This window comes from Caulobacter sp. Root655 (genome assembly GCF_001427665.1).
Lineage (GTDB): Bacteria > Pseudomonadota > Alphaproteobacteria > Caulobacterales > Caulobacteraceae > Caulobacter.
Genome location: NZ_LMHC01000023.1, coordinates 213,593 through 229,821, shown reverse-complemented (window position 1 = coordinate 229,821; position 16,229 = coordinate 213,593). Strand labels below are relative to the sequence as shown.

The window sequence follows — 16,229 nt, the reverse complement described above, 5'->3', positions numbered from 1 at the left end:
ATCCCGGACAAGCGAAGCGCAGATCCGGGACCGCCGGAAGCGCTTACGTTCACGCGCCGGTCCCGGATCTTCGCGCTACGCGCTCGTCCGGGATGACAGACGTTTTTGAGCCCGCCCGCTGATGCGCATCCTCCTCACCAACGACGACGGCATCCATGCCGAGGGCCTGCAAAGCCTGGAGCGCATCGCTCGGACGCTGTCCGACGACATCTGGATCTGCGCGCCGGAGTACGAGCAGTCGGGCGCCAGCCGGGCCCTGACCCTGGCCGACCCGATCCGCGTGCGCCGCATCGACCCGCGCCGCTTCGCCGTCGAAGGCACGCCCACCGACTGCGTGGCCATGGCCGTGCAGGAGCTGATCGAGGGCGCCGCGCCCGACCTGGTGCTGTCGGGCGTCAACCGCGGCCAGAACATCGCCGAGGACGTCACCCTGTCGGGCACGGTGGCCGGCGCGATCGAGGGCATGGCCCTGGGCGTCCCGTCGATCGCCCTGTCGCAGGCCATGACCTTCGCCCACGATGAGGTTATCATTCACTGGGCCACCGCCGAGATCTATGGTCCGGGCATCGTCCGCCGCCTGCTGGAGATCGGCTGGCCCAAGGACGTGATCATGAACGTCAACTTCCCAGCCCTTGCCCCCGAAAGCGTCACCGAGGTGGAAGTCACCCGCCAGGGCTTCCGCGACTCGCACATGCGGCGCATGGAAAAGCGGACCGACCTGCGTGGTCGCGACTATTACTGGACCGGCTTCATCGCCAAGCCGTCCATTCTCGCGGAGGGCACCGACCTGAAAGCCGTCCATGACGGGCGCATCTCCGTCACGCCCCTGCACATCGACCTGACCCACAACGCCACGGTCGCGGCGATGAAGGGCCTGCTCGGCGGTTCGCCGCCTAGAGCGGAACCCGCAAAAATGGAAACGGGGTCGTGATGGCCCAGGCCAGGAAGCCCGAAACGCCCGAGGTGCGCCTGCAGGCCCTGATGAAGGCCCTGCGCGCCCAGGGCGTCACCGACCCGGCCGTGCTGGCGGCCATCGAGAAGACCCCGCGCGACCTGTTCACGCCCGACCTGTTCAAGGAACGCTCGTGGGAGGACTCGGCCCTGCCGATCGCCTGCGGCCAGACCATCAGCCAGCCGTTCATCGTCGGGCTGATGACCCAGGCCCTGACCCTGGAGCCGCGCTGTCGGGTGCTGGAGATCGGCACCGGCTCGGGCTACCAGACCGCCATCCTCAGCCGCGTTTCGCGGCTGGTCTACACGATCGAACGCTACCGGACCCTGATGAAGGAGGCCGAGGCGCGCTTCGCGACTCTTGGCCTGACCAACGTCATCACGAAATTTGGGGATGGTTGGGAAGGCTGGCCCAAACAGGCGCCGTTTGACCGTATTCTGGTCACGGCGGCGGCCCAGGATGAACCTGAAGCTCTGCTGGCCCAGCTCAAGCCCCAAGGCGTCCTCGTGGCGCCGGTGGGCAAGGGCCCGGTGCAGAGCCTTCGCCGCTATGCCGGCGACGGTAAGGGGGGCTTCACGGTCGAAGTTCTGTGCGATGTGCGTTTCGTCCCGATCCTGGACGGCGTCGCCCGCGAATAGGCGGGCGGCGACGCTGGGTTCCCGTTCTCGGGTTCTCGGCGCGGCGCGGGATGTTTAATGATTGATTTACCCTTGCGACGGCGTCTGGAGCCTCGCGAGGCAAAGGAGTGGCTATGCGGCAGTTGTGGACGCGCGCGGCGGTGATCGCCCTGACGGCTGGAACCCTCGCGGCCTGCGAAAGCACCGGCGGCGCGCAGTATCCCTCCCGTGACAGCGACGGGCGCTCGACGCCCAACTTCCCGATCGTCCAGGCTCCGCCGGCCGCCCAGCAGCCCGAAGGCCCGCCGGTCTCGACCCAGGACGACGAGCCGCCCGTCAACCTTTCCTCGCCGCCCAGCAGCGTTGGCGTGTCGAGCCAGCCGCTGGCTCCGGTGACGCCCGCCGAGTCGTCGCCGCCTCCGCCACCGCCGCCCGTCGAAAATCGTCCGGCCCCGCCGCCGCGTCCGGTGGTGGTGACCACGGTCGGCGGCCAGGTCGTCTCGGTGACCGGCGCGGCCAAGACCTATACCGTCAAGTCCGGCGACAATATCGACGCCATCGCCCGCACCCTGGGCACCACCCGCGCCGACCTGGCCAAGGACAACGACCTCAAGTCGCCCTACCGGATCAAGCCGGGCCAGACGCTGAAGGGCCCGACCACCGACGCCAAGGCCTATGTGGTCCAGACCGGCGACACGATGTTCGCCATCGCCAAGCGCTTCTCGGTCTCGGCCGGGGCCCTGGCCGACGAGAACGACCTGAAGACCGGTTCCGCGATCCGCAAGGGTCAGAAGCTGCGTCTGCCGTCCGGCTACAAGGACAAGGGCCCGACCCGGACCACGGTGATGCAGCCGGTCGCCCAGGGCGCGACCATGACGCCAGGCCCCAGCCGTCCGGTCCAGACCAGCGCGCCGACCTATGCGCCGCCGGCCGCCACCCCGACGCCGTCGCGGATGACCGAGACCGTCTCGGAGCCGCCGCCGGCCCGGGCCATTACCACCACCACGACCAGCGTCACCGGTTCCGTTGTCGAGGTGGCCGGCCCGCGCCGCGCCTATACGGTGAAGTCGGGTGACGCGATCGACGCCATCGCCCGCGGCCTGGACACCACCCGCGCCGACCTGGTCAAGGACAACGACCTCAAGGCCCCGTACCGCATCCAGCCCGGCCAGAAGCTCAAGGGCCCGGCGACCACGGCCAAGGCCTATGTCGCCAACAGCGGCGACACCCTGGCCAACATCGCCAAGCGCTTCAACGTCAAGCCCGCCGCCCTGGCCGACGAGAACGACATCCGCGTCGGCTCGACCATCAAGAAGGGCCAGAAGCTGCGCCTGCCGTCCGGCTACAAGGACAAGGGCCCCCTGAAGACCACGGTCACGACGCAGCCGCCCGCGCCGCGCCCGACCCCGCAGCCGACCACCCCGGCGCCGATCTACAACCCGCCCGCGCCGACGCCCTCGAGCCCGACGCCCTACACGCCGACGCCTTCGACGCCGCGTCCCTATACGCCGCCGCCGGTCAGCAGCTATCCGCGTCCCACCGGCCCGGTCTCGGCTCAGCCCGTCACACCGCCGCCCGGGCCGGGCCAGATCATCGGCGCCAGCCCGCCGCCGACCGAGGCCGAGATCACCGCCGCCGGGCGCGGCCGCTTCGTCTGGCCATTGCAGGGCGAGACGATCTCGAGCTTCGGCGCCAAGGGCACGGGCCAGCGCAACGACGGCGTCAACATCCGCGCCCCCTCCGGCACGCCGGTCCGCGCCGCCGCCGCCGGCGAGGTGGTCTATGCCGGCAACCAGGTGCCGGGCTTCGGCAATCTGGTGCTGGTCAAGCACGCCGACGGCTGGGTGACGGCCTATGCCCACCTGTCGTCCACCGAAGTGAAGATGCGCCAGCAGGTCTCGCAGGGCGCCACCCTGGGCTCCGTCGGCCAGACCGGCGGCGTCACCGAGCCGCAACTGCACTTCGAGGTCCGTTACGCCCCGACCCCGAAGGACAAGGCCCGTCCGGTGGATCCGGGCCTGGTGCTGCCGAGGTAGTCAAATCTCTGAACCCTCTCCCTCCGGGAGAGGGCGTCTTTACTTCCCGCCCCAGCGCCATTTCCACGGGGCGTCGCTCTTGAGTCGGGCGACGGCGAGGAAGGCGATCGCGGCGGCGAGAACGATCGCCAGGCGCGGGCCGTAAGGAAGCTCGGCCAGGCCGGCGCCGAACAGGATCGCGGCGAATCCCGCCGTCACCGCCCAGCCTTGCCAACTGCACGGCAATCCGGCGCCGAGGCCGTAACGTTTGACGCGAAACCAGGGCTTGCCCATGGCGAGGCTCCAGACGGTTCTACACGGGCAGGTTTACACCCAGCTCGCCGGCCAGGTCACGGATGAACTGGTACGCCACCCGGCCCGACCGCGCTCCACGCAGCTGTGACCATTGCAGCGCCCGGCGGTCGAGGTTCTCGACTTGCAGGCCGAACCGGGCGGCATAGCCCTGGATCGCCGCCAGATAGGTGGCCTGGTCCATGGGCGGGAAGCCGATCCACAGGCCGAAGCGGTCGGAGACGCTCATCTCCTCCTCGGCGTTCTCGGCGCTGGCGATCGCGCCCTGGTTCTCGGTGTGGTCGCGCGGCATCAGGTGGCGGCGGTTCGAGGTGGCGACGAACAGCACGTTCTCCGGCGGTCCGGCCACGCCGCCCTCCAGGGCCGACTTCAGGGCCTTGGCGGCCTCGGCCCCGTCCTCGAACGACAGGTCGTCGCACAGCACCACGAAGCGCTCCGACCGCGCGCGCAGCAGGTCGAACAGCGGGGGCAGGGCGGTGACCTCGTCGCGGTCGACCTCGACCAGCTTGAGGTCCGGATACTCGGCGGCCAGCACCATGAAGGCCGACTTGGTCAGCGAGCTCTTGCCAGTGCCGCGCACGCCCCACAGCAGCACGTGGTTGCTGGGCAGGCCGACGGCGAAGCGGCGCAGGTTCTCGACGAAGCGGTCCTTCTGCCGCTCGACGCCGATCAGCAGGTCCAGCGGCATCGGATAGTCGGGCGCCGGTACGAAGTTACCGCCGTTTGGTTCATGCCGGAAAAGGCGCGCGCCATCGAATGACGGCGGCGCCGAGGCCGTCGGGGCCAGACGCTCCAAGGCGTCGGCGATACGGGCGAGATAGGCTGTGGTGGCGTCGTCCATGTGTTGCCTCCTAGCCCCACCGCGCCGTCATTGCAAAAGGGGAGGTGAACGCATAGCTTCCGCCGACTTGGCCGGCCCCCCATGTGGGAGGGACGCCACCCAGAATTTCTTGGAGACGACATGCCCGCTGGCCTGCAAGCCCAACTGATCCAGATCGCGCCCATCGTGCTGATGGTCGTGCTGTTCTATTTCATGCTGATCCGTCCGCAACAGCAGCGCGCCAAGGCCCACGCCGCGGCCATCGCCGCCGTCAAGCGCGGCGACAACGTCGTGCTGTCGAGCGGCATCCTGGGCAAGGTCGTCCGGGTCGAGGACAGCGAAGTCGGCGTCGAGATCGCCCAGGGCGTGACCATCAAGGTCGTCAAGAGCATGATCGCCGAGATCCGCGCCAAGGGCGAACCCGCCCCGGCCAACGACCCCAAGAGCTGATCACCCTCCGCGCCGACCACGGGGCGCTGCCCGCCACTAGACGCTGCAAAGCGTCGTCTAGAGCCTGTAATCCATGCTGACCCTCTCCCGCTGGAAAGTCACCGCCGTCATACTGTCGGTGATTTTCGGCATCGTCTTCACCCTGCCGAATCTCCTGCCGCAGAGGACGCTCGACGCGCTGCCTGGCTGGGTTCCCCAGCAGAAGCTGAACCTCGGCCTCGACCTGCAGGGCGGGTCGTACCTGCTCTATGAGGTCGACACCGACGCCCTGCGGGCCGAACGCCTGACCAACATGGTCGAGGACGTGCGGACCGCGTTGCGCAACGATCAGATCACCTTCAGCGAACTGGGCGAGGCTGGCGGCATCGTGCGGGTGCGCGTCACCGACCCGAGCAAGGTGGACCAGGCCCTCAGCCTGCTGCGCCGCTCGGTCGGCGGGCCCCTTCAGGGCACGATCAGCGGCCGCGACGTGACGGTCAACAACAAGGGCGACGGGCGCCTGGAGCTCAGCTTCGTGGCCGAGGCCGCGCGGGCCGACGCCGCCAAGGCCGTGGACCAGTCCATCGAGACGATCCGTCGCCGGATCGACTCCCTGGGCACCAAGGAACCGATCATCACCCGTCAGGGCTACAACCGGATCGTCATCCAGGCGGCCGGCGAAAGCGATCCCAACCGTCTGCGCGCGGTGATCGGCCAGACGGCCAAGCTGACCTTCCAGATGGTCGACGACACCGTCACGCCGGAAGACATCGCCGCCGGCCGCATCCCGCCGGGCGTGATGGTTCTGTCCGGCACGGAGCCGGGCGCTCCGCCGCTTGCCATGGCCAAGCGGGCCCTGGTGACCGGCGAGGACCTGGTCGACGCCGGCCAGGCGTTCGGCCAGAACAACGAGGCGGTGGTCTCTTTCCGCTTCGGCGGCCCCGGCGCCCGCAAGTTCGGCGACGCCACGGCGCGCAACATCGGCAAGCGCTTCGCCATCGTGCTCGACAACAGGTACATCTCGGCGCCGGTCATCCAGGGCGCGATCCCAGGCGGTTCGGGCCAGATCACCGGCAACTTCACGCCGGAAAGCGCCAACGAGCTGGCCCTGCTGCTGCGCTCGGGGGCTCTGCCCGCCAAGCTGAACCTCGAGGAACAGCGCACCGTGGGGGCCGAGCTCGGCGCCGACGCCGTGCGGGCCGGCGCCATCTCGCTGGCCATCGGCGCCGCCGCGATGTTCGTGTTCATCGTCCTGGCCTACGGCCTGTTCGGGGTGTTCGCGGCCATCGCCCTGGTGGTCAACGTGCTGATGATCATCGGCATCATGTCGTTCACCCAGGCCACCCTGACCTTCCCCGGCATCGCCGGCCTGATCCTGACCCTGGCGGTCGCGGTCGACGCCAACGTGCTGATCTACGAACGGATGCGGGACGAGGCGGCGGGGGGACGATCGCCGATGTCGGCGGCCGACACCGGCTTCCGCCGGGCCATGGTCTCGATCATGGACGCCAACATCACCAGCCTGATCTCGGCCGGCATCATGTTCGGCTTCGGGTCGGGGCCCATCAAGGGCTTCGCCTGGACGCTCTCGATCGGCGTGTTCACCTCGGTGTTCACCGCCATCATCATTACTCAAGTGCTCATCGGTTGGTGGTTCAAGGTCGCCAAGCCGAAGAAGCTGCCGATCGCTTAGGTTCACATCATGGTTTGGCCTCTCATCCGCCTGATCCCCCGCCAGACCCACTTCCGTTTCGTGAAGTGGGCTCCGGTCGCCGCCGGGATCTCCGCCCTGCTGATCCTTGGCTCCTGCGTGTCGTTCTTCACCCAGGGCCTGAACCTCGGCATCGACTTCAAGGGGGGCGTCTCCTTCCGCGTCGCCACCGCCCAGCAATTGCCCCTGGCCAAGCTGCGCTCGACCCTGGAACAGGGCGGGGCGCACGACCCGCAGGTCCAGAGCTTCGGCTCCGGCAACGCCGCGATCGTGCGCTTTCTGCCCGAACCCGGCGAGGCGCCCAGCGCCGCCGCCGACCGGATGACCGCCAAGGTCGCGGAAACCTTCCCGGGCGCCAAGATCACCGACCGCTCGGAAGTCGGCCCCAAGGTGTCGGGCGAACTGCTCGGCTCGGGCTTCAAGGCGCTCGGCATCGCCCTGCTGCTGATGCTCGGCTACATCTGGTTCCGCTTCCAGTGGCAGTTCGGGGTCGGCGCCGTGGTCGCGGTGTTCCACGACATCATCCTGACGCTGGGCCTGCTGTCGGTGATGCGCATCGAGTTCTCGATGACCTCGATCGCCGCCCTGCTGACGGTGATCGGCTACTCCATGAACGAGAAGGTCATCACCTTCGACCGCCTCAAGGAGAACCTGCGCAAGTACAAGACCACGCCGCTGCGCGACATCATCGACCTGTCGGAGAACGAGCGTCTGTCGCGGACGGTCATCACCGGCACCACGGCCCTGCTGGCCCTGGGCGGGACGATGTTCTTCGGCGGCCCGGTGCTGTTCCCGCTGGTCTTCACCATGACCTTCGGCATCATCATCGGCACCTATTCGTCGGTCTATATCGCCCTGCCGCTGATCCTGGTCTGGGGCGTCAAGCGCGGCGACGAAGAGGCCGAGCCGATCAAGCTCGGCGCCGGCACCCGTCCCTGATGCTACGCCAGCCGCCATCGATCGACGCCTGGGGCGGCGGCGGTTTCCGCGTCTCCGGCCAATGGCGCCCGGGCTCGCTGCTGATCCTCGACGATCAGCCGCGGGACTGGGCCGCCAAGGCCCTGGCCGACCTGACGCCCGACGACTTCGCCGAGGTCTTCGCGGCCGGCCCGGCGGTCGAGTTCGTGCTGCTGGGCGTGGGGCTGGTCAACGCCCTGCCGCCGCGCCCGGTGCGCGACGCCCTCAAGGCCGCCGGCCTGGGCCTTGAGTTCATGAGCACCGAGGCCGCCGCCCGCACCTACAACGTCCTGGCCAGCGAGGGCCGGCGGCTGGCGGCGGCGCTGATCGCGGTTTAGGTCCTGCGTCCTTCGAGGCTCGGCTACGCCTCGCGCCTCAGGATGAGGAATTCAGTGCACAAAGCCTCCTCATCCTGAGGCGCCCGCGCAGCGGGCCTCGAAGGACGCAAGGCGCTTGCAAAACCCGACTCTTGCCGACTCCGCGAACAGGCCTATACCTGATCGCCAGGGTTGGAATTTCAGGGGGCTGAACCATGGCCGGACTACTTTCGAATTTTCGTAACACCATCATCCTCAGCGTCATCCTGGCGCTGGTGATCGTATTTGGCTTCGGGCATAGCCCACACGGCTTCGACGCCGCCTATTTCCAGGCCGTCTTCCGTGTGCTGCACGTGTTCTTCGGCATCCTGTGGATCGGGTTGCTCTACTATTTCAACTTCGTGCAGATCCGGGTGATGCCGCAGATCCCGGCCGAGCTGAAGCCGGCGGTCTCCAAATATATCGCGCCCGAGGCGCTGTTCTGGTTCCGCTGGGCGGCCCTGGCCACCTGGGTGATGGGCGTGATCCTGGCCATCTCGCGCGGCTACTTCGCCGAAGCGGCGACGCTGGGCCTGTGGGGCGGCTACGAGCGCGGCGTCGACATGGGCTTCACCTTCATCGGCCTGGGCATGTGGCTGGCGACGATCATGTTCATCAACGTCTGGGGCGTGATCTGGCCGAACCAGAAGCGCGCCCTGGGCATCGTCGAGGCCGACGCGGACACCAAGGCCAAGTCCGCCAGGATCGCCATGCTGTTCTCGCGTATCAACACGCTGCTCAGCATCCCGATGCTGGTGACCATGACGATGTACCAGACGCTGTTCGGCTGATCGGTCTCGCCGATATCCTGGAGAAGGCCCGCCCATCCGGCGGGCCTTTTTCTTTTGGGCGACGTGGCGCATAAGCCGCGCCCATGACGACGCCCTTGGACACCAGCCCCGACACCGATCTCGACGCCCTGGTCCGCCGCATGGACCCGGACCGCTGGCTGGCCAGCCGGTTCATCGCCGATCCCAATGCGCGGGCCGACGTCGTGGCGCTGTACGCCTTCAACTACGAGCTGGCCCGGGTGGCCGGCGGGGTCAGCAACGCCCTGATGGGCGAGATCCGCCTGACCTGGTGGCGGGAGGCCATGGAGGAGGTCGCCGCGAGGCGGCCGCCGCGCAAACACCCCACGGTCGAGGCGGTCGCCGCCGCCGGCTATCCGTCAAGCGCTCTGGCCGAAATGGCCGAGGCGCGGATGGCCGACCTGGACGGCGCGCCGTTCGCGACCGAAGCGCAGGTCCTGGCCTATATCGACGCCACGGCCGGGGCGGTGATGATGCTGGCGACCTGGCGACTGGACCCCGAGGCCGACCTCCACGCAGTGAAGAGCGCGGCGCGGGCCTACGGCCTGGCGGGGCTGTGGCGGCTGAAACTGGCGGGCGTGGACCGGCTGCCGCTCGACTGGACCCAGGCCGACGTCCGGCGCCGGGTGCGCGAGGCCCTGGCCAAGGCGCGGGACGAGTTGAAGGCGCTTTCGGTGGCGGCCTTCCCGGCCGCCGCGCTGGCCGCCCTGGCGGCCGCCCAGACTGGAACGCGGGCGCTGGGCGAGTTGGAGGCGCGGGCCCGGCTGACCTGGGCGGTGGCGACGGGCCGGGTCTGACATCGGTTGGGGACAGGCGCATGCGCCTGTCCCCAGTTCATGGCGTCTAGTTCTTGGTGTTGGTCCACTGGTCCAGCCACTTCAGGACCTCGCCGTGCCACTGCACCGAGTTCTGGGCCTTGAGCACCCAGTGGTTCTCGTTGGGATAGTAGAGCAGCTTGCTGGGCACGCCCTTGCGCTGCAGGGCGGTGAAGGTGGCGATGCCCTGTTCCAGCGGCACGCGGAAGTCCTGGCCGCCCTGCACGACCAGGGTCGGCACGCTCCAGTCGGCGACGTGGTCGGCGGGGTTGAACTTCGAATAGGTGGTGTCGGGCGCGAAGGGCGGGCCGCCGTTCTCCCACTCGCTGAACCATAGCTCCTCGGTGGAATAGCCCATGAAGCGGCTGTCGAAGATGCCGTCGTGATTCACCAGGCACTTCCACGGCTCTTTCCACTGGCTGGCGATCCAGTTGACCATGAAGCCGCCGTACGAGCCGCCCAGGGCGCAGGCGCGGTCCTTGTCGAGGAAGCCGTACTTCGACGTCGCGAACGCCCAGCCCTTCTGCAGGTCTTCCAGCGGACGGTCGCCCCAGTGCTGGCTGATGGCGTCGGTGAAGGCCTGGCCGTAGCCGGTCGAGCCGTGGAAATCGATCATCACCACGGCGTAGCCCGCCCCGGCGTAGGTCTGGGCGTTCCAGCGATAGTGGAACAGGTTGCCGAAGCTGCCCTGTGGGCCGCCGTGGATCAGGAAGGCGACGGGGTACTTCTTCGAGGCGTCGAAATTGGCCGGCTTGACCACGTAGCCGTGCACGGTCTCGCCGTTCCAGCCCGGGAAGCTGAACTGCTCGGGCTCGCCCATGGCCACGCCGGTCAGGGCTTCGGCGTTGTTGTTGGTCAGCTTGATGGGCGCCTCGGTCTTTTTGGCGATCGAGAGCGCGTAGAGCTGGGCCGGGCCCTTCAGATCGTCCTGGGCGTAGACGATGCTGGAGCCGCCGACGCCGAAGCCGCCGACATGGCCGAGCCCGGTCAGGGCGGTGGCCTTGCCGGACTTCACGTCGATGGCGAACAGGCGGGTCTGACCGACGTCCTCGGCCGTCGTGTAGATCGTCTTGCCGTCGGCGCTCCAGGTGATCGACTGGGCCGAGTGGTCCCAGCTCGGGGCCAGTTCACGGATCTTGCCGCCTTCGCGCACCATGACGCCGAAGCGGTCGGCCTCGAAGCCCGGGCGCTTCATGGCCAGCCAGGCGCTGGTCTTGCCATCGGGCGAGAAGCTGGGCTGGGCGTCCCAGGCCTTGTTGCCCTCGGTCTCGTTGACCGGCGCGGCCGAACCGTCCAGCGGCGCTCGCCACAGGTCGTAATTGGTGGTCCAGGGCTCGTCGCGGCCGGCGATCTTGGCCGAGAACACCACCGTCTTGCCGTCGGGGCTGATGGTGAAGTCTTCGTCGCCGCCGAACGGCTTGGTGGGCGCGTCGCCGTTGAAGCCGTTCATCAGCGCGACCGGCGCGCCGCTCGCCACGCCCTTGTCATCCAGCGCGAGCGCGTAGAGGTGGTTTTGCGTGCCGTCGGCCCAGGTGTCCCAATGACGGATGAACAGCTTGTCGAACACCACGCCGGTGGTCTTGACGCCGGCCTTGGCCGCCAGCCTGTCCTTGGTGCATTCCAGGGTCGGGCAGTCGGGATAGACCGACTGGGCGATGACGATGGTCTTGCCGTCCGGGGCGAGCTTGAAGGCCCCGACGTCGAAGGGGGCCGTGGTCACCTGAACGGCCGTCTCGCCGGCGACGTCGGTGCGGTAGACCTGGTCCAGCCCGCCTGTCCGTCCCGAGACGAAATAGACGCCCTTGCCGTCCGGCGACCAGCGCCCGCTGGACGCGCCGCCGTCCGAGATCGCCAGCCGGCGCGGGGCCATGCGGGCCTTGAGGTCGGCGATCCACAGCGACATCGAGGCCTTGTTGGCCGCGTAGTCCATCGTCCGCACGCTGTAGAGCACGTAGCGGCCGTCCGGCGACACCCGCGGGTCGCTGATCCGCTCCAGCCGGACCATGTCCTTGGCGGTGAAGCCGCGGCCGCCTTGGTCCTGGGCGGCCAGGGCCGCCGGCGCGACCGCGAAGGCGGCCAGGGAAAGGGCGAGGGCGGACGCGGCCATACGCAAGGTCTTGGTCATCGAAACGGTATCCAGGAGATGTTGGCGCCGGAAAGAGGCGAGAGCCTAGCGACGACGTGCGAGACAGGCCAGGGGGAGGGCACAAGATTGCGCGGCGACCCCACGCGTTGGGCGCAAGCTCTGCAATGCGGCGTAAAAATGGCCAAGATTGGGCGAAAAAGGCCATTAGAAACAAGCCTGTAGGGAGGTAACAATCGGAAACAGGACTTGCTTTGCCGCGTCGCAGCATTGTCCCTAAATGGTATGCGGGGCGAGAGGCGGTCAAAGAGCCGCTCCGCTGGTCAAGGTAAGGGTCTCTGTTTTGTCGGCTTCGGCATATTTTCAGCACACGGTCGCGGGACCGGTGATCTTCGCGGGAGTGGGCCTGCATACGGGTTCGCACGTCCGCGTCGCCGTGCGCCCCGCGCCGGTCGACACCGGCGTCGTCTTCGTGCGGACCGATGTCCACGACCGCGACAACCGCGTGCCGGTGAAGCCCGACGCCGTCTGCCAGACTCAGCTTGGCACCGTGATCAACAACGCCGCCGACGTGCGCGTCTCCACCATCGAACACCTGATGGCCGCGCTGGCCGCCCTGGCCATCGACAACTGCGTCGTCGAGCTGGACGGCCCCGAAGTGCCGATCATGGACGGCTCGTCCGAACCCTTCGTGCAGATCCTCGACCGCGCCGGTCGCCGCAAGCAGGAAGCCGCGCGCCGCTACATCGAAATCCTGGAGACCGTCGTGGTCGAGGAGGGCGACAAGCGGGCCAGCCTGTCGCCGTCGGACCGCTTCGAGGTCGCCTTCGAGATCGCCTTCGCCAGCAAGGCCATCGGCCGCCAGCGCGTCGACCTGACCATCGACGAAGAATCGTTCCGCGCCGAGCTTTCCAACTGCCGCACCTTTGGCTTTGTCCGCGACGTCGAGGCCCTGCGCGCCATCGGTCTGGCCCGTGGCGGCTCGATGGAGAACGCGGTGGTCGTCGACGGCGACCGGGTGCTCAACCCGGAAGGCCTGCGCCGTCCCGACGAGTTCGTGCGCCACAAGGCGCTGGACGCGGTGGGCGACCTCTATGTCCTGGGCGCGCCGGTCATCGGCCGTTTCGAGGGCGTGCTGGCCGGTCACGGCCTGAACAACGCCATTGTCCGGGCCCTGATGGCCAAGCCACGCGCCTGGCGGATGCGGACCCATTCGGTGCAATTGGCCGAAGCCGTCTGACAATCTGGACCTGGGTATCGGCGCTTCGACCTGATTTGGTCAAAAAGCCGGTGTCAGTAGCGTTTGGGCGGATTCCTGGGGGATGCGTCTTGGGGCGTATCCTTGTCACGGCTCGGCTTCCATTTGCGCCCGCATCGGCGTGGTGTAGAAGCCTTGCACGGCGCAGGGGCGCACGTTTGCTTCGAGGGTGAAAAGTCCGTGCTTCGTAATTTCTCGGGACGCCAGGCCGCTACGGTCACCGCCGCCGTGCTGGTCGCGTTGTCTGTAAACGCCTGCGCCGGCAAGCATAAGAAGCCCTCCCTGGCCTACGAAGAGCGCCCGGTGGAGCTGCTCTATTCGACCGGCGCCAATCGTCTGGACCGTGGCAACTGGAACGAAGCCGTCGACTATTTCCGCGAGGTCGAGCGCCAGCACCCCTATTCGGAATGGTCGCGCCGCTCGATCCTGATGACCGGCTACGCCCACTACCAGGGCAACCAGTACAACGAGGCGATCTCGGACGCCGACCGCTTCATCGGCCTGTACCCGGGCAACCCGTCGGCCTCCTACGCCTACTATCTGAAGGCCGTCTGCTATTTCGAGCAGATCGTCGACGTGAACCGCGACCAGGCCGCCACCGAGCAGGCCCTGGCCTCGCTGCGCGACGTCGTCCAGCGCTATCCCAACTCGGAATACGCCCAGGACGCTCGCCTGAAGATCGACATGGTCAACGACCAGCTGGCCGGCAAGGAAATGACCATCGGCCGCTACTATCTGAAGAGCGGCCAGACCCTGGCCGCCATCGGCCGGTTCCGCACCGTGGTCGACCGCCACCAGACCACCTCGCACACCCCCGAAGCCCTCTATCGCCTGGTCGAGAGCTACATGACCCTGGGCCTGCTGGACGAGGCCAAGCGCAACGGCGCGGTGCTGGGCTACAACTTCCCGGGCGACCCCTGGTACGCCGACGCCTACAAGCTGCTCAACAACGCCGGCCTCAAGCCCGCCGTCGAGCCGCTGAAGGCCGGCAACAAGAAGAACTTCCTGGACCGCCTGACCCAGGACAAGGACGCCACCCTGGCGCCGCCCGGGGCGACCCCGCCCAAGAAGGGCGGCATCAAGGGCATCCTGGGGATGTGATTTCAACGGGCCGATCCTTCGAGGATCGGCCCGTTTTTCGTCGTTCGCGGGCGGTGAGAACACCCGGGGAACAAGCCCCCTTTGAAAAATGCTGATTCCCGGCGATCCTGCGTCCCATGCTGATCGGCCTTTCCATCCGCGACGTCGTGCTCATCGAGAGCCTGGACCTGGCCATCGGGCCGGGCCTGACCGCCCTGACCGGTGAAACCGGAGCTGGCAAGTCGATCATCCTCGACGCCCTGGGCCTGGCCACCGGCGCCCGGGCCGACGCCGGCCTGGTGCGGCGCGGGGCCGCCGGCCACGCCAGCGCCACGGCCATGTTCGCCTTGGCGGCCGACCACCCGGCCTTCGCCTATCTCGACGACAAGGGCCTGGACTACGGCCGCGACGAGGACCTGGTCCTGCGCCGCCAGCTTTCGGCCGATGGCAGATCACGGGCCTTCGTCAACGACCAGGCCACCAGCGTCGGCGTGCTCAAGGACCTCGGCGCCCTGCTGCTCGAGGTCCATGGCCAGCACGAGACCGTCGGCCTGCTCGACCCGCGCACCCATCGCACTCTGCTGGACGCCTTCGGCTCGGTCGCCGTCGGGGCCGTGGCCTCGGCCTGGAGCGGCTGGCGGGCGGCCCGCGAGAAGGCCGCCGCCCTGCGCGAGCTGTCCGACCGCGCCGCCGCCGAGACCGAGGAGCTGACCCTCCGCCTCTCCGAACTGGACCGCCTGGACCCCCGCGAGGGCGAGGAGACGGCCCTGGCCGAGGAGCGGGCCTTGCTGGGCTCGGCCGAGAAGGCCCTGGCCGATATCGAGGCCGCTCGCGACGCCCTGGGCGGCGACGCGCTGTCAGGCAAGCTGGCCAGCGCCTTCCGCGCCCTGGAGCGGGCCCGGGAGCGCGCCGCCCACGCCGGCGCCCCGGCCGACGGCCTCGCCATGACCCGGCTGGCCGCCGCCTGCGAGGCCATCGACCGCGCCCTGGTCGAGGCTCAGGAAGCCACCGCCGCCATCGACGCGGCCGCCGAAAGCTTCGAGTTCGAGCCCGACCAGTTGGAGAAGACCGAGGAGCGGCTGTTCGCCCTGCGCGGCATGGCCCGCAAGCTGAACGTCGCCCCCGAACTGCTGCCTTCGGTGCGGGCAGATTTCGCCGCCCAGCTCCAGGCCATCGAGACCTCCGGCGAGGCCTTGAAGGCCGCCGAGCAGGAGGCGGCGGACGCCCGCGACGGCTATCTGTTCGCCGCCCAGGCCCTGTCGGCCGAGCGCCGCGCCGCCGGCGACCGCCTGGCGACCGCGGTGATGGCCGAACTGGCGCCGCTGAAACTGGAGAAGGCCCGGTTCCGCGTCGCCGTCGAGGCCCTGGACGAGGACCGCGCCGGGCCCACGGGCATCGACCGCGTCGCCTTCGAAATCTCGACCAACCCCGGCGCGCCGTTCGGCCCGATGGAGGCCATCGCCTCGGGCGGCGAACTGGCCCGCTTCGCCCTGGCCCTGAAAGCCGCCCTGGCGGGAAGAGGCGAGGGCGCCCAGCCGCTGATGATCTTCGACGAAGTCGACCAGGGGGTCGGCGGGGCCGTGGCCGACGCCGTGGGCTTGCGCCTCAAGCGCCTGGCCGACGGTTCCCAGGGCAATGGGGCCCAGGTCCTGGTGGTCACCCACTCGGCCCAGGTCGCCGCCCGGGCCGACGCCCACTGGCGGATCGCCAAGTCCGGCGACGAAACCTCGACCCGCACCCGGGTGGAGCCGCTGTCGCCGGCCGAACGCCAGGAAGAGATCGCCCGGATGCTGTCGGGGGCGGAGGTGACCGAGGCGGCCAGGGCCGCGGCGCGGGCGCTGATCGGGTAAGCTGGGGTTCAAGCTCCTGGAATTCACTCTCTTGTTGTCATCCCGGAAAGCGCGCAGCGCTTGTCCGGGACCCAGGTGAACCGCACCGCCTCTGCCCAGTCCCCTGGGTCCCGGACAGCCTCTGCGAGGCTTCCGGGATGACAACGGAAGTGGGGTCCTGGATTT

Annotated in this window: 15 protein-coding genes and 1 pseudogene; 13 read left to right on the top strand and 3 right to left on the bottom strand. The window is 68.6% G+C overall.

The annotated features are described in order from the left end of the window. The first annotated feature begins 121 nt into the window (after positions 1-121). The 3 genes from surE (at position 122) to ASD79_RS15935 (ending at position 3,605) form a co-directional block, all read left to right on the top strand. The gene (gene surE / locus ASD79_RS15945; protein WP_056723362.1) at positions 122-931 is read left to right on the top strand and encodes a 5'/3'-nucleotidase SurE; all 810 of its coding nucleotides are present in this window, start codon (positions 122-124) and stop codon (positions 929-931) included. Further along, a complete protein-coding gene (locus ASD79_RS15940) occupies positions 931-1,590 on the top strand; it encodes a protein-L-isoaspartate(D-aspartate) O-methyltransferase (protein WP_056723360.1) in 660 nt (219 codons plus the stop codon). Before surE ends, ASD79_RS15940 begins: the two co-directional genes overlap by 1 nt. Positions 1,591-1,703: 113 nt before the next feature. Further along, positions 1,704-3,605, top strand: a complete 1,902-nt coding sequence (locus ASD79_RS15935; RefSeq protein ID WP_056723357.1) for a LysM peptidoglycan-binding domain-containing protein — start codon at positions 1,704-1,706, stop codon at positions 3,603-3,605. 39 nt (positions 3,606-3,644) lie between these two features. Here ASD79_RS15935 and ASD79_RS15930 read toward each other — a convergent pair whose 3' ends face one another. Beyond that, positions 3,645-3,878, bottom strand: a complete 234-nt coding sequence (locus ASD79_RS15930; protein ID WP_056723355.1) for a hypothetical protein — start codon at positions 3,876-3,878, stop codon at positions 3,645-3,647. 19 nt (positions 3,879-3,897) lie between these two features. Continuing rightward, positions 3,898-4,737 carry an ATP-binding protein gene (locus ASD79_RS15925; RefSeq protein ID WP_056723353.1) on the bottom strand — a complete coding sequence of 280 codons (840 nt, stop codon included), beginning with the start codon at positions 4,735-4,737 and terminating at the stop codon, positions 3,898-3,900. 120 nt (positions 4,738-4,857) lie between these two features. Between ASD79_RS15925 and yajC the strand changes: the two genes are divergently transcribed. The 7 genes and pseudogenes from yajC to ASD79_RS15895 all read left to right on the top strand — a co-directional run bounded on the left by yajC (position 4,858) and on the right by ASD79_RS15895 (position 9,775). Next, a complete protein-coding gene (gene yajC, locus ASD79_RS15920; RefSeq protein ID WP_007667651.1) occupies positions 4,858-5,166 on the top strand; it encodes a preprotein translocase subunit YajC in 309 nt (102 codons plus the stop codon). A gap of 73 nt (positions 5,167-5,239) precedes the next feature. Continuing rightward, a complete protein-coding gene (gene secD, locus ASD79_RS15915; protein ID WP_056723352.1) occupies positions 5,240-6,838 on the top strand; it encodes a protein translocase subunit SecD in 1,599 nt (532 codons plus the stop codon). Positions 6,839-6,847: 9 nt separating this feature from the next. Next, positions 6,848-7,795, top strand: a complete 948-nt coding sequence (gene secF, locus ASD79_RS15910) for a protein translocase subunit SecF (RefSeq protein WP_056723350.1) — start codon at positions 6,848-6,850, stop codon at positions 7,793-7,795. Further along, entirely contained in the window at positions 7,795-8,151 is a 357-nt protein-coding gene (locus tag ASD79_RS15905; protein ID WP_056723347.1) for an Mth938-like domain-containing protein, read from the top strand. Before secF ends, ASD79_RS15905 begins: the two co-directional genes overlap by 1 nt. A gap of 2 nt (positions 8,152-8,153) precedes the next feature. Further along, positions 8,154-8,269: pseudogene (locus ASD79_RS23990) on the top strand (hypothetical protein); the annotation flags it as partial. A 76-nt stretch (positions 8,270-8,345) separates the two neighbouring features. After that, complete coding sequence (locus tag ASD79_RS15900) at positions 8,346-8,960, top strand: urate hydroxylase PuuD (protein ID WP_056723345.1); 615 nt, start codon at positions 8,346-8,348, stop codon at positions 8,958-8,960. Between the two features lie 83 nt (positions 8,961-9,043). After that, on the top strand, positions 9,044-9,775 hold the full coding sequence (locus tag ASD79_RS15895) for a squalene/phytoene synthase family protein (protein ID WP_056723342.1): 732 nt from the start codon (positions 9,044-9,046) through the stop codon (positions 9,773-9,775). A 46-nt stretch (positions 9,776-9,821) separates the two neighbouring features. Here ASD79_RS15895 and ASD79_RS15890 read toward each other — a convergent pair whose 3' ends face one another. Beyond that, the gene (locus ASD79_RS15890) at positions 9,822-11,918 is read right to left on the bottom strand and encodes a S9 family peptidase (protein WP_056723340.1); all 2,097 of its coding nucleotides are present in this window, start codon (positions 11,916-11,918) and stop codon (positions 9,822-9,824) included. Between the two features lie 301 nt (positions 11,919-12,219). Between ASD79_RS15890 and lpxC the strand changes: the two genes are divergently transcribed. The 3 genes from lpxC to recN all read left to right on the top strand — a co-directional run bounded on the left by lpxC (position 12,220) and on the right by recN (position 16,064). Further along, positions 12,220-13,116: a UDP-3-O-acyl-N-acetylglucosamine deacetylase gene (gene lpxC / locus ASD79_RS15885; RefSeq protein WP_056723339.1), complete on the top strand. Its 897-nt coding sequence runs from the start codon at positions 12,220-12,222 to the stop codon at positions 13,114-13,116. Positions 13,117-13,269: 153 nt separating this feature from the next. Further along, positions 13,270-14,235 (top strand): outer membrane protein assembly factor BamD, encoded by a 966-nt coding sequence (locus ASD79_RS15880; RefSeq protein ID WP_162252373.1) that lies wholly within the window; start codon positions 13,270-13,272, stop codon positions 14,233-14,235. A 116-nt stretch (positions 14,236-14,351) separates the two neighbouring features. Then, positions 14,352-16,064 carry a DNA repair protein RecN gene (gene recN / locus ASD79_RS15875; RefSeq protein ID WP_056723335.1) on the top strand — a complete coding sequence of 571 codons (1,713 nt, stop codon included), beginning with the start codon at positions 14,352-14,354 and terminating at the stop codon, positions 16,062-16,064. The last annotated feature ends 165 nt before the right edge of the window (positions 16,065-16,229 follow it).